Origin of the sequence: Arthrobacter sp. zg-Y916, assembly GCF_020907385.1 — a bacterium.
Lineage (GTDB): Bacteria > Actinomycetota > Actinomycetes > Actinomycetales > Micrococcaceae > Arthrobacter_B > Arthrobacter_B caoxuetaonis.
Map to the genome: position 1 here is coordinate 1 of NZ_JAJJOD010000011.1, position 19,113 is coordinate 19,113.

Genomic DNA, 19,113 nt, shown 5'->3' on the forward strand with positions numbered 1-19,113 from the left:
AGCACGCCGCCAGCGTTCATCCTGAGCCAGGATCAAACTCTCCGTAAATGTGTTACAGACACACAACCGGAGCCAAGGAAAATTGGCTGCACAGTCATGCACTAAATTCGAAACCAGCTAAAAAAGCTGCTCCAGCCCACGGGGTGGGCCGAACAGCCAGTTCAACCAATCAAAATAATTGGTATCAATAAACTTGGCACACTATTGAGTTCTCAAACAACAGGTACTTCCGGCACCGGGAGAGCTGATATTCCGTGGAATCTTGTGCTCTCCGTCGCTCCGGAGCAACTTTTCTATCTTAGTACCGCTGGCCTGTCGGTGTCAAACCGGCTTCTCGGCCCTGCGGCGCGCTTCCCGATCTCTCGTTCTGCGCGGATATCAACTATAGCACGGTTTTGGCGGGCTCGGATCTACACCCGAACCCGCCAACGGCTGGGGCTGTTCGTCCCCTGCGAGACCCGCTATGCCCGGGGCGTCAGGTAGAGGACGCCCAGCGGCGGCAGCCGGAGTTCCGCCGAAGCGGGCTGCCCTTCGTAGGCGCCCTCAGTTGCAGTAACCGTCCCCATGTTCCCGACGCCCGAGCCGCCGAAGTCGGAGGCATCCGTATTGAGCCGCTCCACCCAGTCACCTGCCCAGGGCAGGCCCACACGGAAGCCTTCATGCGGGTTTCCGGAGAAGTTCGCTATGCAGACGAGCGGGTTGCCCTGATGATCCCAACGGATGAAGGAGAGGACGTTGCGTGCGCCGTCGTTCTCATTGATCCACTGGAACCCGGCCGGCTCGTTATCCCGGTCGTACAGCGCAGGCGTCTGCTGGTAGATCCCGTTCAGCTCCTTGACCAGCAGCTGCACCCCGTGGTGCTGCGGCGTTTCGGTCAGGTACCAGTCCAGTCCGTACTGTTCAGACCATTCGGCTTCCTGGCCGAACTCAGTCCCCATGAAGATGAGCTGCTTGCCCGGGTGGGCCCACTGGAACGCCAGGTAGGCGCGGACGTTGGCGAGCTGCTGCCACCGGTCCCCCGGCATCTTGCGAAGGAGCGAACCCTTGCCATGCACGACTTCGTCGTGGCTGATGGGCAGCAGGAAATTCTCGGTGAAGGCGTAGACCAGGGAGAACGTGAGCTTGGCGTGGTGGTACATGCGGTTGATCGGGTCTTCCGACATGTACTCCAGGGTGTCGTTCATCCACCCCATGTTCCATTTCAGGCCGAAGCCGAGTCCGCCGGTGCTTGTCGGTGCGGTGACACCCGGGAACGCCGTCGACTCTTCTGCGACCATGACGATTCCGGGCACCCGGCGGTAGGCGGTGGCATTGACTTCCTGAAGGAACGAAATGGCTTCCAGGTTTTCGCGGCCGCCAAACGCATTGGGACGCCACTGGTCTGCCGGACGCGAGTAGTCGAGGTAAAGCATGGAGGCGACGGCGTCGACCCGCAGCCCGTCGATGTGGAATTCCTCAAGCCAGTAAATCGCGTTGGCCACGAGGAAGTTCCGTACTTCGTTGCGGCCGTAGTCGAAGATGAGCGTGCCCCAGTCCGGCTGTTCACCGCGCATCGGGTCGGGGTGTTCGTAGAGCGGCTGTCCGTCAAAGTTCGCCAGGGCCCACGAATCCTTGGGGAAATGACCCGGAACCCAGTCGAGGATGACGCCGATGCCCGCCTGGTGCAGCGTATCGACCAGGTAGCGGAAATCGTCCGGGTGCCCGAAGCGGGACGTCGGTGCGAAGTAGCTGGTGATCTGGTAACCCCAAGAACCGCCGAAGGGGTGTTCGGCCACCGGCATGAACTCGACATGGGTGAATCCCTGCCAGTTCACATACTCCGCCAGCTGGGTCGCCAGCTCGCGGTAGTCCAGTCCCAGTCGCCAGGAGCCCAGGTGGACTTCGTAGACGCTCATGGGGGAATTATGCGGATCCCGCTGGGCGCGGGCCTCCATCCAGGCCTGGTCTTCGAAACGGTAGGTGGATTCAACAACCCGGGATCCGGTCAGCGGAGGGGCTTCGGTCCCCTTGGCCATGGGATCGGCCTTCTCGCGCCAGACCCCGTCCCTGCCCAGAATCTCGTACTTGTAGCGCGAACCCGGTTCCACGTCCGGGATAAAGATCTCCCAGACTCCCGTGCTGCCCAGTGAACGCATCGCGTGGATCCGCCCGTCCCAGCCGTTGAAGTCACCCTCCACCCGGACTGCCTGCGCATTCGGAGCCCAGACGGCGAAACTGACGCCGTGGACTTCACCCAGAACCGAGCTGTAATGATGCGGGTTGGCTCCGAGGACCGTCCAGAGCTTCTCATGCCGGCCTTCGCCGATGAGGTGCAGGTCCATTTCGCCGAGGCTGGGCAGGAAACGGTACGGATCATCCACCGTAGTGGCGGGCAGTCCTTCATAGCTGACCTCCACCCGGTAATCGGGAACCTGGCCGGGGGCGGGTGCTGGCAGGGTTCCCGCCCAGATCCCGTTGTACTCGTGGTGCAGCGGCACACGGCGGTCCGGCGTCACGGCCGTGACTTCCCGGGCCAGCGGCCGCAGCGTGCGGATGGTTACCGTGCCGCGGTCGTCAAGGTGGGCACCGAGCACCGCATGGGGCTGGTAATAGCTTCCGTGTGAGACCGCCGCCAGCACGTCCTCCGAGACGGGCAGCGGCGCTTTGGCACCCGCATCGTTCCCGGCTGCTGCGGTATCAGGGACGGCGGGAAGTTCCGCTTCTGCACCTCCCGGTCCGTGGGCGAGCGCCGTGCCGGCTGCGTTGTCGGGCACAGCCGGAAGGGCCGGCTCCGCAGGAGCCGCCGGAAGGGCCTGCTCCGCAGGAGCCGCTGGAAGAGCGGGTTCCCCGGCAGCAGGCTTCTCGGGTTCAGGGTTGTGTGTCGTGTTCACGGGGCTCTCTTCCTGGCCTTTCGTCGGATCCTGCTCCAGCTGGAGTTCTTCCAGCACGTTGCGGGCTGCGGTGGCCGGCACCTCAATCCATGCCGGGCGGTTGCGGATCTCGTAGACAACTTCGTACAGGGCTTTGTCCAACCACAGGGCGAGGAAAAGCGGATCCGACTTGTGGACCGCTGTTCCTGTCTCTTTCTCGTAGCCGCGGAGGAAAGCTTCGGAGGCCGCCTGCGCCCACCGGCCGGCTTTGGCGCGGCGGCCGGAATTGCCGCTCGCTTCTTCGGGGCCGGAACCGGTGCTTCCGATCACGGCCACCGCGGCGGCGTAGTCAATGGACCGGAGCATTCCGACGACGTCGCGCAGGGCAACGTCCGGGACGCTTCGCTCGGCGGCCGGGCGCAGCGGCTCGCCTTCAAAGTCCAGCACCGTCCAGCCGCGCTCTGCCGAATACAGCACCTGGCCCAGGTGGTAATCGGCATGGATGCGCTGGAGATTGGGAAGTGTTTCCAAGTGCTCCAGGCTCTCCAGCAGGCGCTCCACGGTGGCGCCGTAGGGCCCGACGTAGCTTCCTGCTTCTTCCCATTCCCAGCGGATCCTGCGGATCAGGGAAGCAAGGAACTCCGCCCGTTCTGCCGGCGTCGGCTTCCTTGCTCCGAACGCGGCGTCGAGCTGTGAGTGGATCCGGCCGGTGACGGCGCCAAGTTCTTCAGCCTCGGCCGTAAAATCCCGTCCCGCCACGGCCGCGGAGGACGCCGTCCGCCACGCGTCTTCGCTGTTGGGGATGAATTCCCGCAGTACGCTCACGTCTCCGGTGGTCCAGGCAGCAGTTTCGGCGTCGTACACGTCCAGCCAGCTTCCGGTGAGCCATCCCAGGGTTGCCGGGACATCGTGCGAACCGCCTTCGGTGAGTTTGGCGCTGACGAGGACGTCGGGGCTCTCACCGGCTGCCAGCACCCGGTAGAACTTCACGATGACCGGAGCCTGCGGCGTCGAGGCGATGACCGAGGTGTTGGACTGCTCCCCCTTGAGCACCTGGATGGACAGCGGTTCGGTGAACGCGTCCCAGTCGGCGAAGCCGCCCATTGCGTAGCCGTGGGTGCGCCCGTCCAGGGAACTTGCCTGCGACCGCATCGTCTCGAGCCAGGCCGTCACGAAAACCGGGTCCGCTGTCCCGTCATAGAGCCACTGCCGTCCGGCGCCGGCTTGTTCAACCGGGCCGAGCAGCGCAGTTTCCAGTTCGGGTTCCGGCTCGCTCCTCATGGTGATGGGAACACTGATGACGTCGACCCCGCGTCCGGATTCAACGGCGACGAAGTGCACGTGGAGTTCAACGAGTCCCTCTGGATCCTCCAATTCGATGCCGCCGACGCGTTTGAGGGTCACATCCCGTCCCTTGGCCGGGAACCATCGCTGCCGGGGCAGCCAGGCAGTGAGAAGTTCGGGCAGGGTCGGAATGGTCTCTGTCATTTAGGTGCGGCCTCCGAGGCGACGATGAGCGGAAGAGCTTCGGTCTGCGGGGAGCTGGTGTTGGACTTCGCAGAGCGCAGCCGGAGCCAGAAGAAGTCATGGCTCCCGAGCGTGAGGGTGAGCACACCGTCCTCACCGAACGCCGGGAAGGGGGTGCCGCCGAAAGCATCCCGCAGGCCCCTGTTTGCGAACTCCGGGAGCTGGACCGTTGCCGCCACCGGGTGCTGGGAGAGGTTGAAGATGCAGAACATCGTCTCCCCTGCTTCGCCCTCGGGATTGTCCTCCGGCAGTTCGCGGAGGAACGCCAGGACAGCTTCACTGTCGGTCGGCACGTTCCGGTAGGACCCCAGGCCGAACGAAGGATGCACCCGCCGGACCATGATCATCTGGCGCATCCAGTGCAGCAGCGACGACGAGCTGGCGAGCTGTGCTTCAACGTTCACGTGGTTGTAGTGGTACACCAGCGACTGCACCACCGGCAGGTAGACCTTGCCAGGGTCTGCTGTGGAGAATCCCGCATTGCGGTCGGGGTTCCACTGCATGGGGGTACGGGAAGAATCCCGGTCCTCGAGCCAGATGTTGTCACCCATCCCGATCTCGTCCCCGTAATAAAGGAACGGGCTGCCCGGAAGCGAGAGCAGCAGCGCATGGATGAGTTCGATCTCGGAGCGCGAGTTGTCCAGCAGCGGCGCCAGCCGGCGTCGAATACCAATGTTGGCCCGCATCCGGGAGTCCGGCGCGTACCAGCCCAGCATGGCCTGGCGTTCCTCATTGGTCACCATTTCGAGCGTCAGCTCGTCGTGGTTGCGCAGGAATGTTCCCCACTGGCCGCCCTGGGGGATTTCCGGGGTTTCTTCCATGGTCTGCACGATCGGTGCGGCCTTCTGGTCCCGCAGCGCGTAGAACAGGCGGGGCATGATCGGGAAATGGAAGCACATGTGGCATTCCGGGCCGGTCTCGTCGCCGAAGTACTCCACGACCTCATGCGGCATCTGGTTGGCTTCAGCCACGATGACCCGGCCGGGATAGTTTTCGTCCACCATGGTGCGCAGATCCTTGAGGAACCGGTGCGTTGCCGGCAGGTTCTCGCAGTTGGTGCCGTCCTCCTCAAAGAGATAGGGGATGGCGTCCGCACGGAAGCCGTCGATTCCCTGGTCCAGCCAGAAACGGACGACGTCGAACACCGCCTCCACGACTTTGGGGTTCTCGAAGTTCAGGTCCGGCTGGTGGCTGAAGAACCGGTGCCAGTAGAACTGGCGGCGTACCGGGTCAAAGGCCCAGTTCGATTCCTCTGTGTCCACGAAAATGATGCGGGCATCTTCGTATTTCTGATCGGTGTCGGACCACACGTAGAAGTCGCCGTAGGGGCCTTCCGGGTCATTGCGGGATTCTTCGAACCAGGGGTGCTTGTCCGAGGTGTGGTTCAGCGGAAGGTCGATGATGACGCGCAGGCCGCGGGCATGGGCTTCGGCAACCAGCCGCTTGAAGTCGCTGATGGTGCCGAACTCGCTCAGCACGTCGTAGTAGTCGGAGATGTCGTATCCGCCGTCGCGCAGCGGAGACTTGAAGAACGGGGGCAGCCAGAGGCAATCGACGCCGAGCCACTGGAGGTAGTCCAGCTGGGAGATCAATCCGGTGAAGTCGCCGTTGCCGTCTCCGTTCGAATCACGGAAGCCGCGTACCAGGACTTCGTAGAAAACCGCCTTGCGGTACCAGTTCGGGTCATTGGTAAGGCCGGGTGCATGCAGCTGGAATGGATTTACCACTACTTTGCCCTCCGAACCGAAAGGATGTGCGCGGGTTCGTAATGCGCGTCAAGCCGCACATAGTTGTACTGTCCCCAGCGCCAGCTCTGTCCGCTGATCAGGTCGTCAACCCAGAAAGTCCCGTCCTCGTTGAAGTCCTCCGGGTCCAGGTGCAGGGCGTCAAGATCCAGCGTTACGGTGCACTCCCGTGCACTGTGCGGATCGGTGTTCACAACGATGATCAGTGTGTCCTTACTTCTCGGGTCGGATAGCCGTTCCTGTTTGTGCTTGGAGTAGACCACCGTGGCTTCGTCCGTGCTGGAGTGCACGGTCAGGTTCTGGAGGTCGCCAAGCGAGGGGTGCGCACGGCGGATCTGGTTGAGCCGGGTGATGTACGGGGCAAGGCTGCGGTCCTGTGCCTCGGCCAGGGCGAAGTCGCGCTGCTTGAACTCGAATTTCTCGTTGTCCAGGTACTCCTCGGCACCGGGCCGGGCAACGTGCTCGTACAGCTCAAACCCTGCATACATCCCCCAGAGCGGGCTGGCCGTGGAGGCCAGCACCGCACGGATCTTGAACGCGGGCGGGCCGCCGTACTGGAGGAACTCCGTCAGGATGTCCGGGGTGTTCACGAAGAAGTTCGGACGGAAGAACGCGGCGGTTTTCCGCGAGATTTCGTGGAAGTATTCCTCGATCTCGGCCCTTGTGTTCCGCCAGGTGAAGTACGTGTAGGACTGCTGGAAACCGGCCATCCCCAGTGCGTGCATCATGGGCGGGCGGGTGAAGGCCTCCGCCAGGAAGACGACGTCCGGATCTTCCTCGTTGACGGTGGCAATCAGCCATTCCCAGAACCGCAGCGGTTTGGTGTGCGGGTTGTCCACCCGAAAGATCTTGACGCCGTGGCTGATCCACATCCGCACGATCCGCAGGATTTCACGGGACAGGCCTTCGTAGTCGTTGTCGAAGTTCAGCGGATAAATGTCCTGGTACTTCTTCGGCGGGTTTTCCGCGTAGGCGATCGTCCCGTCGATGCGGGTGGTGAACCACTCCGGGTGTTCCTTCACCCACGGATGGTCCGGCGAGGCCTGCAGCGCCAGGTCAATCGCTACGTCCAGTCCCCGGCGCCCGGCAGCGTCAACGAAGTAGTCAAAGTCCTCGAAAGTGCCCAGGTCAGGGTGGATCGCATCATGGCCGCCTTCCGGGGCGCCGATGGCCCACGGCGAACCGGGGTCATGCTCTCCTGCTACCAGGGTGTTGTTCGGACCCTTGCGGTGCGTCGTGCCGATCGGATGGATCGGGGGCAGGTAGATGACATCGAATCCCATGGCTGCCACGCGGTCCAGGCTGTGGGCAGCGGTCCGGAACGTTCCGGATGTCCAGGATTGGGTCGCGGGGTCGAAGGAAGCACCTTCTGAACGGGGGAAGAATTCGTACCAGGCGCCCCGGCCTGCACGCTCCCGCTCAACGTTGATCGGGAACCTGTCTGACGAGGTCACCAGGTCACGAATCGGTTCGCGGTCCAGCACCTGTGTCAGTTCGCTCCGGCCGGCAGCCTCCAGCCGGACGCCCGGGTTCTGGGCTGTGTCGCGCATGGTCCCGGCGGTTTCGCGCAGTATCCGGGCATCCTCTTCGGGCCGCCCGTCAGCTGCGGCATCGAAAAGTGCGGCGCCTTCAGCCAGCATCAGTTCGACGTCGACACCGGCATCGATTTTCACCTCGGCATTGTGGTGCCAGGTGCCGTAGAGATCTGCCCAGCCTTCAACGGCGAAGGAGAAACTGCCCACGGCCTCCGGGCGCAACTGGCCTTCCCACCGGTCAAGCCCTTGTCCCACAGGGTGCATCCGGTGCCGCTGCACCTCGACGCCCGCAGCGTCATACAGTACGGCAGTCGCCCCGACCAGATCGTGGCCTTCGCGGAAGACAGTCGCCCCGATCACGAGGTCCTCCCCCGGGACCGCCTTCGCCGGAAATCGGCCGCAGCCGACTACGGGAGACACATTGAGGATCGGAATCCGGCCAAACCGGAGTTCCTTGGCGGGCTGGACATCAGATGGCAACGCGCTGGAAGTGGTCACAGACTAGACGTTAGCGACAATCAGGACAGATTGCTAAGGGCACATACCTTTTGCCCCCATCGGCACAGGTCAGAGCGGGGTCACGTGAATCCCCGCAGGTGAGGGGCGCAGGCGGAAATCCGGGGTTAATCCGCACTGCTTTTACGTGACACAGAGCACGTTTGAGCTGATCTGCGCTAGCGTAACGTGGGTGAAGGCAATCCGAAGGTTTACCGTCCGTACTGTCCTCCCCGAGAGCATTGCTCCGCTGGCAAGGTTGGCCAAGAACCTCCGCTGGAGCTGGCATCAACCCACGCTGGAGCTCTTCCATGACCTGGACCCGCAGAACTGGGAAGCCAGCGGCCACGACCCGATCCGTGCCCTGGGAGCAGCCAGCCGCCAGACCCTGGAGCGCATCGCTGCCGATCCGGAACTGGTTGAACGCATCCGGACCCTGGACGAGGGACTCGAGCACTATCTGAGCGCCCCGCGCTGGTACCAGTCGCTGGGCGAAGACGCTCCCCGGTCCATCGCTTACTTCTCGCCCGAGTACGGCATCAGCGCTGTCCTTCCCCAGTACTCCGGCGGTCTCGGCATCCTCGCGGGAGACCACCTCAAGGCTGCCTCAGACCTTGGCGTACCTCTGGTTGGCGTCGGCCTGCTGTATCAGGCTGGGTACTTCAAGCAGTCCCTGTCCCGGGACGGATGGCAGCAGGAAACCTACCCGGTCCTGGACCCCAACGGGCTGCCGCTGACACTTCTGCGTGAAGAAGACGGCACACCTTCCCGGATCAACCTTCCGCTGCCCAACGGCCGGCACCTCATGGCGCAGATCTGGCGCGCCGACGTCGGACGCGTCCCCCTGCTGCTGCTGGACGCGGACGTCCGCGGCAACGACGACGCCGCCCGCGGGATCACCGACCGCCTCTACGGAGGCGGCGGGGACCACCGCCTCCAGCAGGAGCTCCTGCTTGGCATGGGCGGGGTCAAAGCGCTCCGGGTCTTCGAACGCCTGACGGGGGCGCCGTCTCCGGAGGTATACCACACCAATGAAGGCCATGCCGGTTTCCTCGGCGTCGAGCGCATCCGGGAGCTGATGGATACCGGGATGGGCTGGGAAGAAGCCCTTACTGTCACCCGCGCGTCGACCGTCTTCACGACCCACACCCCCGTTCCCGCCGGCATTGACCGCTTTGACCAGGCGGAGGTGCGGCACTTCCTCAGCGCCGGCCTCGCCCAGTCCGTTCCTACGGACAAAGTGCTCGCATTGGGGGCAGAGGACTACGAGGGCGGAGATTCCGGCAAGTTCAACATGGCCGTTATGGGACTGCGCCTGGCGCAGCGGGCCAACGGCGTAGCGAAACTCCACGGCGAAGTCTCCCGCCAGATGTTCTCCGGCCTGTGGCCCGGCTTCGATGTCTCGGAGGTTCCCATCACCTCGGTGACGAACGGCGTGCATGTGCCCACCTGGGTTGATCCGCAGCTTACCGAACTGGCCAAGCAGCAGTTTGGCATCGCTTCCGTCCATGACCGGGACTGGGCACGCGCCTATGAAGTTCCCGACCAGGAACTCTGGGACCTGCGGCGCCGGTTGCGCAGCAATTTGATCGAGGACGTCCGCGGCCGTGTCCGCGCAGCGTGGCTCAAGCGCGGCGCCGCCGACGCCCAGCTGGGCTGGACCGACGAGGTGCTCGATCCGGACATCCTTACCATCGGGTTTGCACGCCGGGTCCCCACCTACAAGCGCCTCACCCTGATGCTGCGCGATCCTGCCCGGCTCAAGGCCCTGCTCCTGCACCCGACCCATCCCGTTCAAATTGTCGTTGCCGGTAAATCGCACCCGGCGGACGAGCAGGGAAAGCGGATGATCCAGGACCTGGTGCAGTTCACCGACGACCCGGAGCTGCGCCACAGGATCGTCTTCCTGCCGAACTACGACATCGCCATGGCGCGGACACTGTTCCCCGGCTGCGACGTCTGGCTGAACAATCCGATCCGTCCGCTCGAAGCATCCGGGACGTCCGGCATGAAGTCCGCCATTAACGGCGGCCTGAACGTGTCCATCATGGACGGCTGGTGGGACGAGATGTACGACGGCGACAACGGGTGGGCGATCCCCTCGGCCAACCCGCGGGAAGGGACGCACACCCGCGAGCTCTACACCGCGGACCAAAGGGACGACATCGAGGCTTCGGCCCTGTACGACCTCTTGGAAAACACGGTCGCTCCCCTGTTCTACGGGCAGGAGCCTCCGGGCGACGCCGGTGCTGCCGGGCCGTCGGACGCGCCGGCGGACTCCCTGCCGCGCGAGTGGCTGGAAATGGTCAAGCACACGCTGGCTGAACTCGGGCCCCAGGTGTCTGCCTCGAGGATGCTGAAGGACTACGTGAACCGACTGTACCGGCCGGCCTGCGACTCCGGCCGCACAGCCGCAGCGAACCAGTACCAGGCGGCAAAGGAACTTGCGGCGTGGATCCTGAAGGTCCGGGACGGCTGGTCAGGCGTTTCCGTGGAGCACGTGGATTCGATCGGCATCTCCGACGCACCGCAGATCGGTGACAGCCTCACCATTCAGGCGTACGTCAGCCTGGGCTCGCTCAAGCCCTCGGATGTGGTGGTGGAGGCCGCCTACGGCAAGGTCTCCAGCACGGACAAACTGAGCGATCACCAGTTCCTCGACCTGCAGGTCGCCGAGGATCTCGGCTCGGGCCGGTACCTCTATTCGGGAACACTGCACATCGAGGTGGCGGGTTCGTTCGGCTACACCGTGCGCGTCCTGCCGGAACACTCCGGCCTGGCCTCCAAGGCGGAGCTGGGCCTGGTCGCGAACGCCTGACCGGACTGGCGGAGCCTCAGAGACGGTAGACGCTGATGGAATTGGCAGCGACGCGGTCCTTCTCGCCGCCGGACAGGCGGGCGCCCCTGCGGCGCCCTTCCGGATCCGAAGTGGCGAGCAGCAGGTCGTAGAACTGTCCCTGGTTGGCAGCCGCAACTCCGCTGGCACGCAGCGTTTCCATGTCCGGCAGGACGACGTCGACGGGTTCCGTCTGTCCGTTGATGACCACGAGTCCGACGCGTTCACCCCGCTCCGATCCAAGCAGCAGCTGCAGCACCCGGCAGGATGGGTCGTGCCAGGCGGCGTCGGACATCGGCTCCCCGTCTGCGCTGAACCAGAGCAGCTGCGCAGCCCGGGCGTCGTCGGGGAAGGCATAGGGCTGCCGGGCCAGGAATTCCCGGCGCAGCCGCAGCAGCCGTGCCGTGGCCTCGAACATTCGGCGGGCGTCGTTGCCGTGGTCCCAGGGGAACCACGCGGTCTCGTTGTCCTGGCAATAGGTGTTGTTGTTCCCGTGCTGGGAGCGGCCTACCTCGTCGCCGGCCGTGATCATGGGAACACCGAGGGAAAAGAGCAGGGTAGCCATGAGGTTTCGGGCTGTCTGCGCCCGGTGTTCCTGGATCTCCGGGTCGTCAACCGGTCCTTCGCAGCCGTGGTTCCAGCTACGGTTGTGGTTCGATCCGTCCCGGTTATCCTCGCCGTTGGCGTAGTTGTGCTTGTGGTCGTAGGCAGTGAGGTCGGCCATGGTGAAACCGTCATGGGCCGTGACGAGGTTGACCGAGGAGAGCGGGGTCCGGTCCGAACGGGCGAAGAGGTCGGCGGAGCCGGAAAGGGCACCACCGAGGCGTGCCAGCGATCCGGCGGGTTTCCCGGCGGCCAGCGCCGCCTGGTCCTCCAGCCAGAAATCCCGGACGGTGTCGCGGAAATGGTCGTTCCAGTCGGCCCACCCGGGCGGGAAGTTCCCGGTTTGCCAGCCGTCCGGACCCAGGTCCCAGGGTTCGGCGATGAGCTTGATGTCCTGCATCACGGGATCGGCAGCGAGTGCCACCAGCAGGGGATGCCGGCGGTCAAACCTGTTTTCCTCATCCCGGGCCATCGTGGGCGCCAAGTCGAAGCGGAATCCGTCCACGTGGTATTCGCGGACCCAGTGACGCAGCGAGTCGAGCGTCATCTGGACGACCCGCGGTTCACTGAAATCCAGGGTGTTGCCGCAGCCGGTGGTATCCAGGTAGCGGCCCTCGGCATCGTGGCGGTAATAGACCTTCTCGCCGAGTCCGCGCCAGCAGAGGGCTGGCTCGTCCGGACCGCCCTCGGCAGTGTGGTTGTAGACGACGTCAAGGATGACTTCCAGGCCCGCTGCGTGCAGGGCCTTCACCATGGCCTTGAACTCGTCTTGGACAGCCTGCGGCCCGGCGGCCTGCGCGATCGCAGTGGCATAGCCGGTGTGCGGGGCGAAGTAGCCCAGGGTGTTGTAGCCCCAGTAATTCGCCAGGCCCAGCTCCCGCAGGTGCAGCTCGTCGATGTGGAAGTGCACGGGCAGCAGCTCCACGGCTGTGATTCCGAGGTCCAGCAGGTATTGGATCGTGGCGGGATGCCCCATGCCCGCGTAGGTGCCGCGCAGTTCCTCCGGCAACGCCGGGTTGAGCATCGTCTGGCCGCGGACATGCGCCTCATAGATCACGCTGTCCCGCCACGGCGTGTGCAGCTGTCCGTCGCCGTCCCAGTCGAAGCCGGACTTCGTGGCTACGGAAAAGTACAGCGGACGGCCCTCGGCGTCCTGCTTCGTGTCGATGCCCCGCCCGTACGGGTCCAGCAGCAGCTGGAACTCTCCGGGCGCGGCAGGGAGGGGTTCTCCACCGCCCCAGAACCCATAGCGGATCCCGGGGGTGAATCCTTCCGCCCGGCCGTGGTGGATTCCGGCAGACTTGCTGTCCAGCCGCCGGGACACCCATCCCCCCGGCACCGTCTCGTACCAGATGTCCACAGACTCCAAGCCCGGTGCGTACACCGAGACGTTGACGGCACCCGGAACGTCCGGGACGCCGGCAACGCCTTCATGGACTCCCAGGGGGAATGCCTTGGAAACCCGTTCCGAGGGAATCTGTTTACCCCCAGTGACGACGTGTGCCATGTTGCCTCTCCGTCGCTCCGCAGGGCTTAGGCGGAGCGCTGCCGTGAAACTTCGTAAAGGGTGATCCCGACTGCCATGGAGGCGTTCAGGGATTCCATGGCGGAGTCGATCGGGATGGAAACGATCTGGTCGCAGTTCTCCCTGACCAGCCGGGACAGGCCCTTGCCCTCAGAGCCGACCACGATGCAGACCGGCTCCTTGGCCAGCGCCAGGTTGGGAAGGGAAACGTCGCCGTCGCCGTCCAGGCCCAGGACAAAGATGCCCATCTTTTTGAACGTCTTGAGTGTGTTGTTCAGGTTGCTGGCGCGGGCAACCGGCACACGGACGGCAGCTCCTGCGCTGGTCTTCCAGGCAGAGGCCGTGACGCCGACGGAACGGCGTTCGGGAACGATCACGCCGTGGGCGCTGAAGGCCGATGCGGAACGGATGATCGCTCCGAGGTTCCGGGGATCGGTGATGCCGTCCAGCGCCACGAAGAGCGGCGCGTTTTTGATGTGGCCCTTCTTCCAGGCCTGGATGGTCTCTTCGGCAAGGTCCGTGGGGTCCGCGTACTCGTACGGCGGGATCTGGAGGACGAGGCCCTGGTGCACGGCCTCATTGGTCATCCGGTCCAGTTCCGGCTTGTGCGTTTCCATGACGGGCAGGCCGCGCTCGGATGCCATCTTCAGGGATTCGCGGACGCGGTCGTCCATGTCGATCCGCACGGCCACGTGCAGGGCCTTGGCCGGGATGCCGGCACGCAGCGCCTCAACCACCGAGTTGCGCCCGGTGACCACTTCCTCGGCGACCTTTCCGCGCGCGGGCGCGTTGCGGCCGCCGGTGCGCTGTCCGCCGTGCTTGGCGGCGGAGCGTTCAGCCAGCTGCTTGCTCTTGTATGCCTTGTGGTAGGGGCGGTCTTCAGCCTTGGGCGTCGGTCCCTTGCCTTCGAGGGCCTTGCGTCCGAGGCCGCCGGTGCCCTGGGAAGGGCCCTTTTTGGCTTTGCGAATCGCGCCGGGTCGTCCGTGGTTGGCCATGGGTAATACACCTTAAGTAGAAGAAAGCACTACTTCTAGTCTACGCAGGCCGTCCAATCCCGTGTGCCGGACCCCGTGGGTGTTAGCCGAGAGCTAACGCCTACCCCTGTTCCAGTGACCAAAGGGCGCCGTCGGCGGTGTCTTCCACCACAATCCCGGCAGCCGCAAGGGAGTCCCGGATCGCGTCGGCGCGTGCCCAGTCCTTGGCTGCCCGCGCGTCGCCGCGCTCACGCAGGAGGTCCTGGATCAGGCTGTCCAGGGCCGAGTGCTCAGGCCCGGATGCGGCGGCCGGTGCCTGGACGGCGTCCAGGCCGAGTACACCGGTCATCGCACGGACCTGCGCCAGGGAAGTGCGGGCGGTTTCGAGGTCCGCCGCTGCCAGCGCCGTGTTGCCGGCACGGACAGTGTCATGCAGGACGGCGAGTGCCTGGGGGACGTTCAGGTCATCATCCATTGCCGTTCCGAAGGCTTCCGGCAGGTCTGCTGCACTGCCGCGCACTTCCCCGAACTTGGCTTCTGCCTTGGCGATAAACCCGTCGATCCGTTCCACGGCCGCCGCAGCTTCCTGGAGCGAAGTGGGCCGGTAGTCCAGCACGGAGCGGTAATGGGCCTGGCCGAGGTAATAGCGCACGACGCGCGGGGAGGCCTCGGCGAGCATCTGCGCCGGGCTGATCGTGTTTCCAATGGACTTGGACATCTTTTCACCCTCGAAGGTGACCATGCCGTTGTGCATCCAGAAATTCGCGAAGCCGTCGCCTGCCGCCTGGGACTGGGCCATCTCGTTTTCGTGGTGCGGGAAGCGCAGGTCCAGGCCGCCGCCGTGGATGTCAAAGCGCGGGCCAAGGTACTTCGTGACCATGGCCGAGCACTCCAGATGCCAGCCCGGGCGGCCGCGGCCCCAGGGGCTGTCCCAGGCGGCCGTCTCGGGATCGGTGTCCTTGTGACCCTTCCACAGCGCGAAATCGCGCGGATCCCGTTTGCCGCGGGGATCGGCGTCGGGCGCTGCCTGCATGTCATCGATGTCCTGGCGGGTCAGCGAACCGTACGCCGGCCAGGAGCGTACGTCGAAGTAGACATCACCTGAGTCATCCAAGGCCGGGTAGGCGTGCCCCGCGTCAATGAGCCGCTGGATCAGGGCGTGCATTTCGGGGATGTGGCCTGTTGCCCGGGGTTCGTAGGTGGGCCGCTGGACGCCCAGGACATCGTAGGCCCGGGAGAACTCCTGCTCGAACCGGTAGGCCAGTGCCCACCAGGGTTCATCCGGTATGACGCCGTCCGCGGGTTCGGCACCAACGGAAGCCGCGGCCTTGGCCAGGATCTTGTCATCGATGTCAGTGACGTTGCGGACGGCAGTGACACGGAAACCGCGGGCCTGCAGCCAGCGGGTCAGCTGGTCGAAGGCAATAGCGGAGCGGATGTGCCCAACGTGCGGCAGGCCCTGCACCGTGGCCCCGCAGTAGTACAGGCTGACCTGCCCGGGAACCAGGGGCTCGAAGTCCCGGAGGCGGGCAGTTGCTGTGTCATAGAATCTCAGGCTCACTGCTCTAGGCTACCGCGTGCCGTGTTCCGCCCCTCCCCAGTGTTAAGGCGTCAGGCCTGAACGACGACGGCGGTAGCCACGGCGGCGATTCCCTCGCCGCGGCCGGTGAAGCCCAGGCCGTCCGTCGTGGTCGCCGAGACGCTTACCGGAGCTCCCGCCGCTTCGCTGAGCACTGCCTCAGCCTCGGCCCGGCGCGGGCTGAACTTGGGCCTGTTGCCGATCAGCTGCACCGAAACGTTCCCGATCCGGAAGCCGGCTTCCCGGACCAGCCGGGCCGCCTCAGCCAGGAGAACCGTTCCGGAAGCTCCGGCATATTCCGGCCGGTCCGTTCCGAAGTGCAGTCCCAGGTCGCCGATCCCGGCGGCGGAAAACAACGCGTCTGCTGCGGCGTGGGCCACCACATCGCCGTCGGAATGTCCGGCAAGTCCGCGTTCGCCCTTCCATTCCAGGCCCGCTACCCACAGCGGGCGGGGCGAATCCTCAGGGGCGAACGCATGCACGTCGGTCCCGATTCCGGTGCGGGGCAAGGCAATCACGGTCTAGTCCTCCTGCATGCTGGATCCGCCTGCAAGTACCGCTTCGGCAAGCAGCAGGTCCAGGGGGGTAGTGATTTTCATGGACATGGCGGAACCTTCCACCACGTGCACCCGAACGCCCAGGCTTTCGACCAGCATGGCATCGTCCGTGATGGCTGCTGCCCGTTCTTCGGTGAACTCCGTGGCTGCCGCGTGCGCGCGGCGCAGCAGGTCTGCGTCAAACCCCTGAGGTGTCTGCACCGCCCGAAGCGAAGCCCGGTCCGGCGTAGCCGTCACGCGGGCCGGTGCCAGTGCGGCCTCCTCGGAGGATGTGGCTTCCACGGTTTTCACTGTGTCCGTTACGGGAACGGCTGGAATGACCGCCTGTGCGCCGGCTGTCAGTGCCGACGCCACGCGATGGAACACCTGGGCGGGTGCCATCGCACGAGCCGCGTCGTGCACCAGGACGAAGTCGATGTCGGCGGGCAGCGAGTTCAGGGCAGCGCGGACCGAGTCGGACCGGGTGGCGCCGCCGTCGACCACCGCCACAGGGCAGCTGAGCTGTGACGCTGCGCAGAGAGCACGGAGGACCGTGTCGGCAGCCGGTACGGCAACGCTGATGAAGGAGGCGACGCCGGAGGCATCCACGCCCCGCAGGGCGTGCGCCAGCAGCATTTCACCTGCCAGGGGAACCTGGGCCTTCGGCATGCCGTAGCCCAGGCGCTGGCCGGAACCGCCGGCCACCAGGATGACGCCCACTCGCTGCGGGACGGGATTGGAGTCTGACACGTACCAAGCCTAGTGCCCCGCGGCGTCAGTCCAGCGGGACCGGACCCGTTGACCGGCCCGGGCAGCGCAAACACGTGTCCTTAAACGGCAGAAGCCGGCCCCTTGGGGCCGGCAACTGATAGCCAGGGTCTAGCTTGCCAGGACTTCGTCCAGAACAGCGGCCGCCTGGTCTTCGTCCGTCTTTTCCGCCAAGGCGAGTTCTGAAATGAGAATCTGCCGGGCTTTCGCGAGCATCCGCTTTTCACCTGCGGACAGCCCGCGGTCGTGGTCGCGGCGCCACAGGTCGCGGACGACCTCTGCAACCTTGACTACGTCGCCCGAAGCCAGCTTCTCCAAATTCGCCTTGTAACGGCGGGACCAGTTGGTGGGCTCTTCTGTCAGTTCGGCACGCAGGACATCGAAAACATGCTCGAGGCCTTCCTTGCCCACGACGTCGCGCACTCCAACGAGGTCAACGTTCTCTGCCGGTACTTCAATGGTCAGATCACCCTGTGCCACCTTGAGCTTGAGATACATTTTCTCTTCGCCCCTGATGGTCCGCATCTTGATCTCTTCGATCTTTGCGGCACCGTGGTGAGGGTAAACAACTGTTTCGCCAACCTCAAAAACCATGTGGACTTTCCCCTTTCCCGAACCCTACTTTAGCATGCAAGCGACACGCCGAGAAGAGTTTTCGCAGGTCAGGGGCACGAGCCCAAAAACTGAGTAGTATTCGGCCTCCCGCACGTAGCCTACTGAGTAGTTCCGTAAAGGCCCCTGACGTCGCGAAATCCATGTTTTTAGCTGATTGCCGATAGGCTATGAGCAAACGTTCCCCAGGTCCTCCGACCGCCACACATCAGGAGTTTGTGCTGTGAGATTCACATCCAGGAACCGGACGCGCAGTGCTGCCGCCGCCGGTGTTATCGCGCTGTCGCTGCTGGGCGCCACCGGCTGCAGCGTCGTGAACGATCAGGCAACCACCATGGAGTACTCCCCGTCCGACGGAATCGTCCAGGACCTCGGAGACATCCAGCTGCGCAACATCCTGGTTGTCAGCGACGGAGACGGTGAGCCCGGGCGGCTGCTTGGCACCGTCGTCAACGATTCCTCTGACCCGATGAACTTCGAACTTGAGGTCGGCGGCTCGACCCTGACGTGGAATATCCCCGCCGGCGGCAAGGTCGTTTATGACGACGCCCCGCAGTCCGAGGTCCTCGTCGAAACCGTTGCCGTCCTGCCCGGCACCGGCATCCGCGCCGAAGCCACGGCCGGCACGGAAACTGCCACCCTGAACGTTCCCGTGGTTGACGGCCAGATCGAGTACTACCAGGACTACCTGCCGACTCCTGAACCGACTCCTGCGGAGACCCCGGCCGGCGAACCGACCGAGACTGCTGCTCCGTAGCCAGTACACAGTTTGCATTTGGAAAGGGCCCCGTCCACTGCCGGACGGGGCCCTTTCCATGTTCTCCCACTTGCGCTCCGGCCGGAGCGGTCACGCCTCGAACTTGTAGCCCAGCCCGCGGACGGTGACCAGGTGCCGGGGAACGGAAGGGTCCGGCTCGATCTTGGCGCGCAGCCGCTTCACGTGCACGTCCAGGGTTTTGGTGTCCCCCACATAATCGGCGCCCCAGACTCGCTCGATCAGCTGGCCGCGGGTCAGGACGCGGCCCGAGTTCCGCAGCAGCATTTCCAGCAGCTCGAACTCCTTGAGCGGCATGGGCACGTTGACCCCGTCGACGCTCACCACGTGCCTGTCCACATCGAGGCGTACATGGCCGGCCTGGACGGCAGCTGAGGCGAAGTCCCCGGCGTCGCTGCGGCGGCGCAGGACCGCACGCACCCGCGCCAGAAGCTCTCGCGAGGAGTAGGGCTTGGTCACGTAGTCATCGGCACCCAGCTCCAGCCCCACCACCTTGTCGATCTCGGCATCGCGTGCGGTCAGCATGATCACCGGCACGTCGGAGCGCTGGCGCAGCTGCCGGCAGACCTCGGTCCCGGACTGGCCGGGCAGCATCAGGTCCAGGAGCACCAGGTCCGCCCCTTTCCGGTCAAACTCGGCTACGGCGTCGAGCCCGTTATCCACCACCGCGACCTCGAACCCTTCGCGTTCGAGCAGGTAGGACAACGGGTCGCTGAAGGACTCCTCGTCCTCCACAATCAGGATCCTGGCCAAC

General features: G+C 64.7%; 12 protein-coding genes. 2 read left to right on the forward strand and 10 right to left on the reverse strand.

Annotated features, from left to right (window positions below; translation table 11 throughout):
• Positions 1 to 461 precede the first annotated feature (461 nt).
• From glgB to LOC59_RS15275, 3 genes are read right to left on the reverse strand one after another with little or no spacing between them, the layout of a single operon-like run.
• Positions 462 to 4,337, reverse strand: coding sequence for a 1,4-alpha-glucan branching protein GlgB (gene glgB / locus LOC59_RS15265; protein ID WP_229972915.1), 3,876 nt, complete (start codon positions 4,335 to 4,337; stop codon positions 462 to 464).
• Entirely contained in the window at positions 4,334 to 6,103 is a 1,770-nt protein-coding gene (treS, locus tag LOC59_RS15270) for a maltose alpha-D-glucosyltransferase (protein ID WP_227896112.1), read from the reverse strand. The genes glgB and treS overlap by 4 nt, the downstream gene beginning before the upstream one ends.
• Entirely contained in the window at positions 6,103 to 8,154 is a 2,052-nt protein-coding gene (locus tag LOC59_RS15275) for an alpha-1,4-glucan--maltose-1-phosphate maltosyltransferase (protein WP_227896113.1), read from the reverse strand. Before LOC59_RS15275 ends, treS begins: the two co-directional genes overlap by 1 nt.
• A gap of 190 nt (positions 8,155 to 8,344) precedes the next feature.
• On the opposite strand from LOC59_RS15275, the gene glgP reads away from it, so the two are divergent.
• Positions 8,345 to 10,969 carry an alpha-glucan family phosphorylase gene (glgP, locus tag LOC59_RS15280; protein WP_227916815.1) on the forward strand — a complete coding sequence of 875 codons (2,625 nt, stop codon included), beginning with the start codon at positions 8,345 to 8,347 and terminating at the stop codon, positions 10,967 to 10,969.
• Positions 10,970 to 10,985: 16 nt separating this feature from the next.
• On the opposite strand, the gene glgX is transcribed toward glgP, so the two are convergent.
• The 6 genes from glgX to LOC59_RS15310 all read right to left on the reverse strand — a co-directional run bounded on the left by glgX (position 10,986) and on the right by LOC59_RS15310 (position 17,566).
• Positions 10,986 to 13,097, reverse strand: coding sequence for a glycogen debranching protein GlgX (glgX, locus tag LOC59_RS15285; RefSeq protein WP_229972924.1), 2,112 nt, complete (start codon positions 13,095 to 13,097; stop codon positions 10,986 to 10,988).
• A 26-nt stretch (positions 13,098 to 13,123) separates the two neighbouring features.
• Positions 13,124 to 14,110 carry a 23S rRNA (guanosine(2251)-2'-O)-methyltransferase RlmB gene (rlmB, locus tag LOC59_RS15290; protein WP_227896116.1) on the reverse strand — a complete coding sequence of 329 codons (987 nt, stop codon included), beginning with the start codon at positions 14,108 to 14,110 and terminating at the stop codon, positions 13,124 to 13,126.
• A gap of 100 nt (positions 14,111 to 14,210) precedes the next feature.
• A complete protein-coding gene (gene cysS, locus LOC59_RS15295) occupies positions 14,211 to 15,650 on the reverse strand; it encodes a cysteine--tRNA ligase (RefSeq protein WP_229972927.1) in 1,440 nt (479 codons plus the stop codon).
• Positions 15,651 to 15,700: 50 nt separating this feature from the next.
• Positions 15,701 to 16,183 (reverse strand): 2-C-methyl-D-erythritol 2,4-cyclodiphosphate synthase, encoded by a 483-nt coding sequence (gene ispF, locus LOC59_RS15300; RefSeq protein WP_227896352.1) that lies wholly within the window; start codon positions 16,181 to 16,183, stop codon positions 15,701 to 15,703.
• 6 nt (positions 16,184 to 16,189) lie between these two features.
• Complete coding sequence (gene ispD, locus LOC59_RS15305; protein WP_229972929.1) at positions 16,190 to 16,954, reverse strand: 2-C-methyl-D-erythritol 4-phosphate cytidylyltransferase; 765 nt, start codon at positions 16,952 to 16,954, stop codon at positions 16,190 to 16,192.
• Between the two features lie 129 nt (positions 16,955 to 17,083).
• Complete coding sequence (locus LOC59_RS15310; RefSeq protein WP_227896119.1) at positions 17,084 to 17,566, reverse strand: CarD family transcriptional regulator; 483 nt, start codon at positions 17,564 to 17,566, stop codon at positions 17,084 to 17,086.
• 241 nt (positions 17,567 to 17,807) lie between these two features.
• Here LOC59_RS15310 and LOC59_RS15315 point away from each other — a divergent pair, with 241 nt between their 5' ends.
• Positions 17,808 to 18,341 carry a hypothetical protein gene (locus LOC59_RS15315; RefSeq protein ID WP_227916819.1) on the forward strand — a complete coding sequence of 178 codons (534 nt, stop codon included), beginning with the start codon at positions 17,808 to 17,810 and terminating at the stop codon, positions 18,339 to 18,341.
• A 90-nt stretch (positions 18,342 to 18,431) separates the two neighbouring features.
• On the opposite strand, the gene LOC59_RS15320 is transcribed toward LOC59_RS15315, so the two are convergent.
• On the reverse strand, positions 18,432 to 19,112 hold the full coding sequence (locus tag LOC59_RS15320; protein WP_227896121.1) for a response regulator transcription factor: 681 nt from the start codon (positions 19,110 to 19,112) through the stop codon (positions 18,432 to 18,434).
• Between the last annotated feature and the right edge of the window lies 1 nt (position 19,113).

Bases quoted from the DNA above. Each gene is read 5' to 3' on its own strand.
- glgB (WP_229972915.1), bottom strand. From the start codon at position 4,337: ATGACAGAGACCATTCCGACCCTGCCCGAACTTCTCACTGCCTGGCTG.
- glgX (WP_229972924.1), bottom strand. From the start codon at position 13,097: ATGGCACACGTCGTCACTGGGGGTAAACAGATTCCCTCGGAACGGGTT.
- LOC59_RS15310 (WP_227896119.1), bottom strand. From the start codon at position 17,566: ATGGTTTTTGAGGTTGGCGAAACAGTTGTTTACCCTCACCACGGTGCC.
- rlmB (WP_227896116.1), bottom strand. From the start codon at position 14,110: ATGGCCAACCACGGACGACCCGGCGCGATTCGCAAAGCCAAAAAGGGC.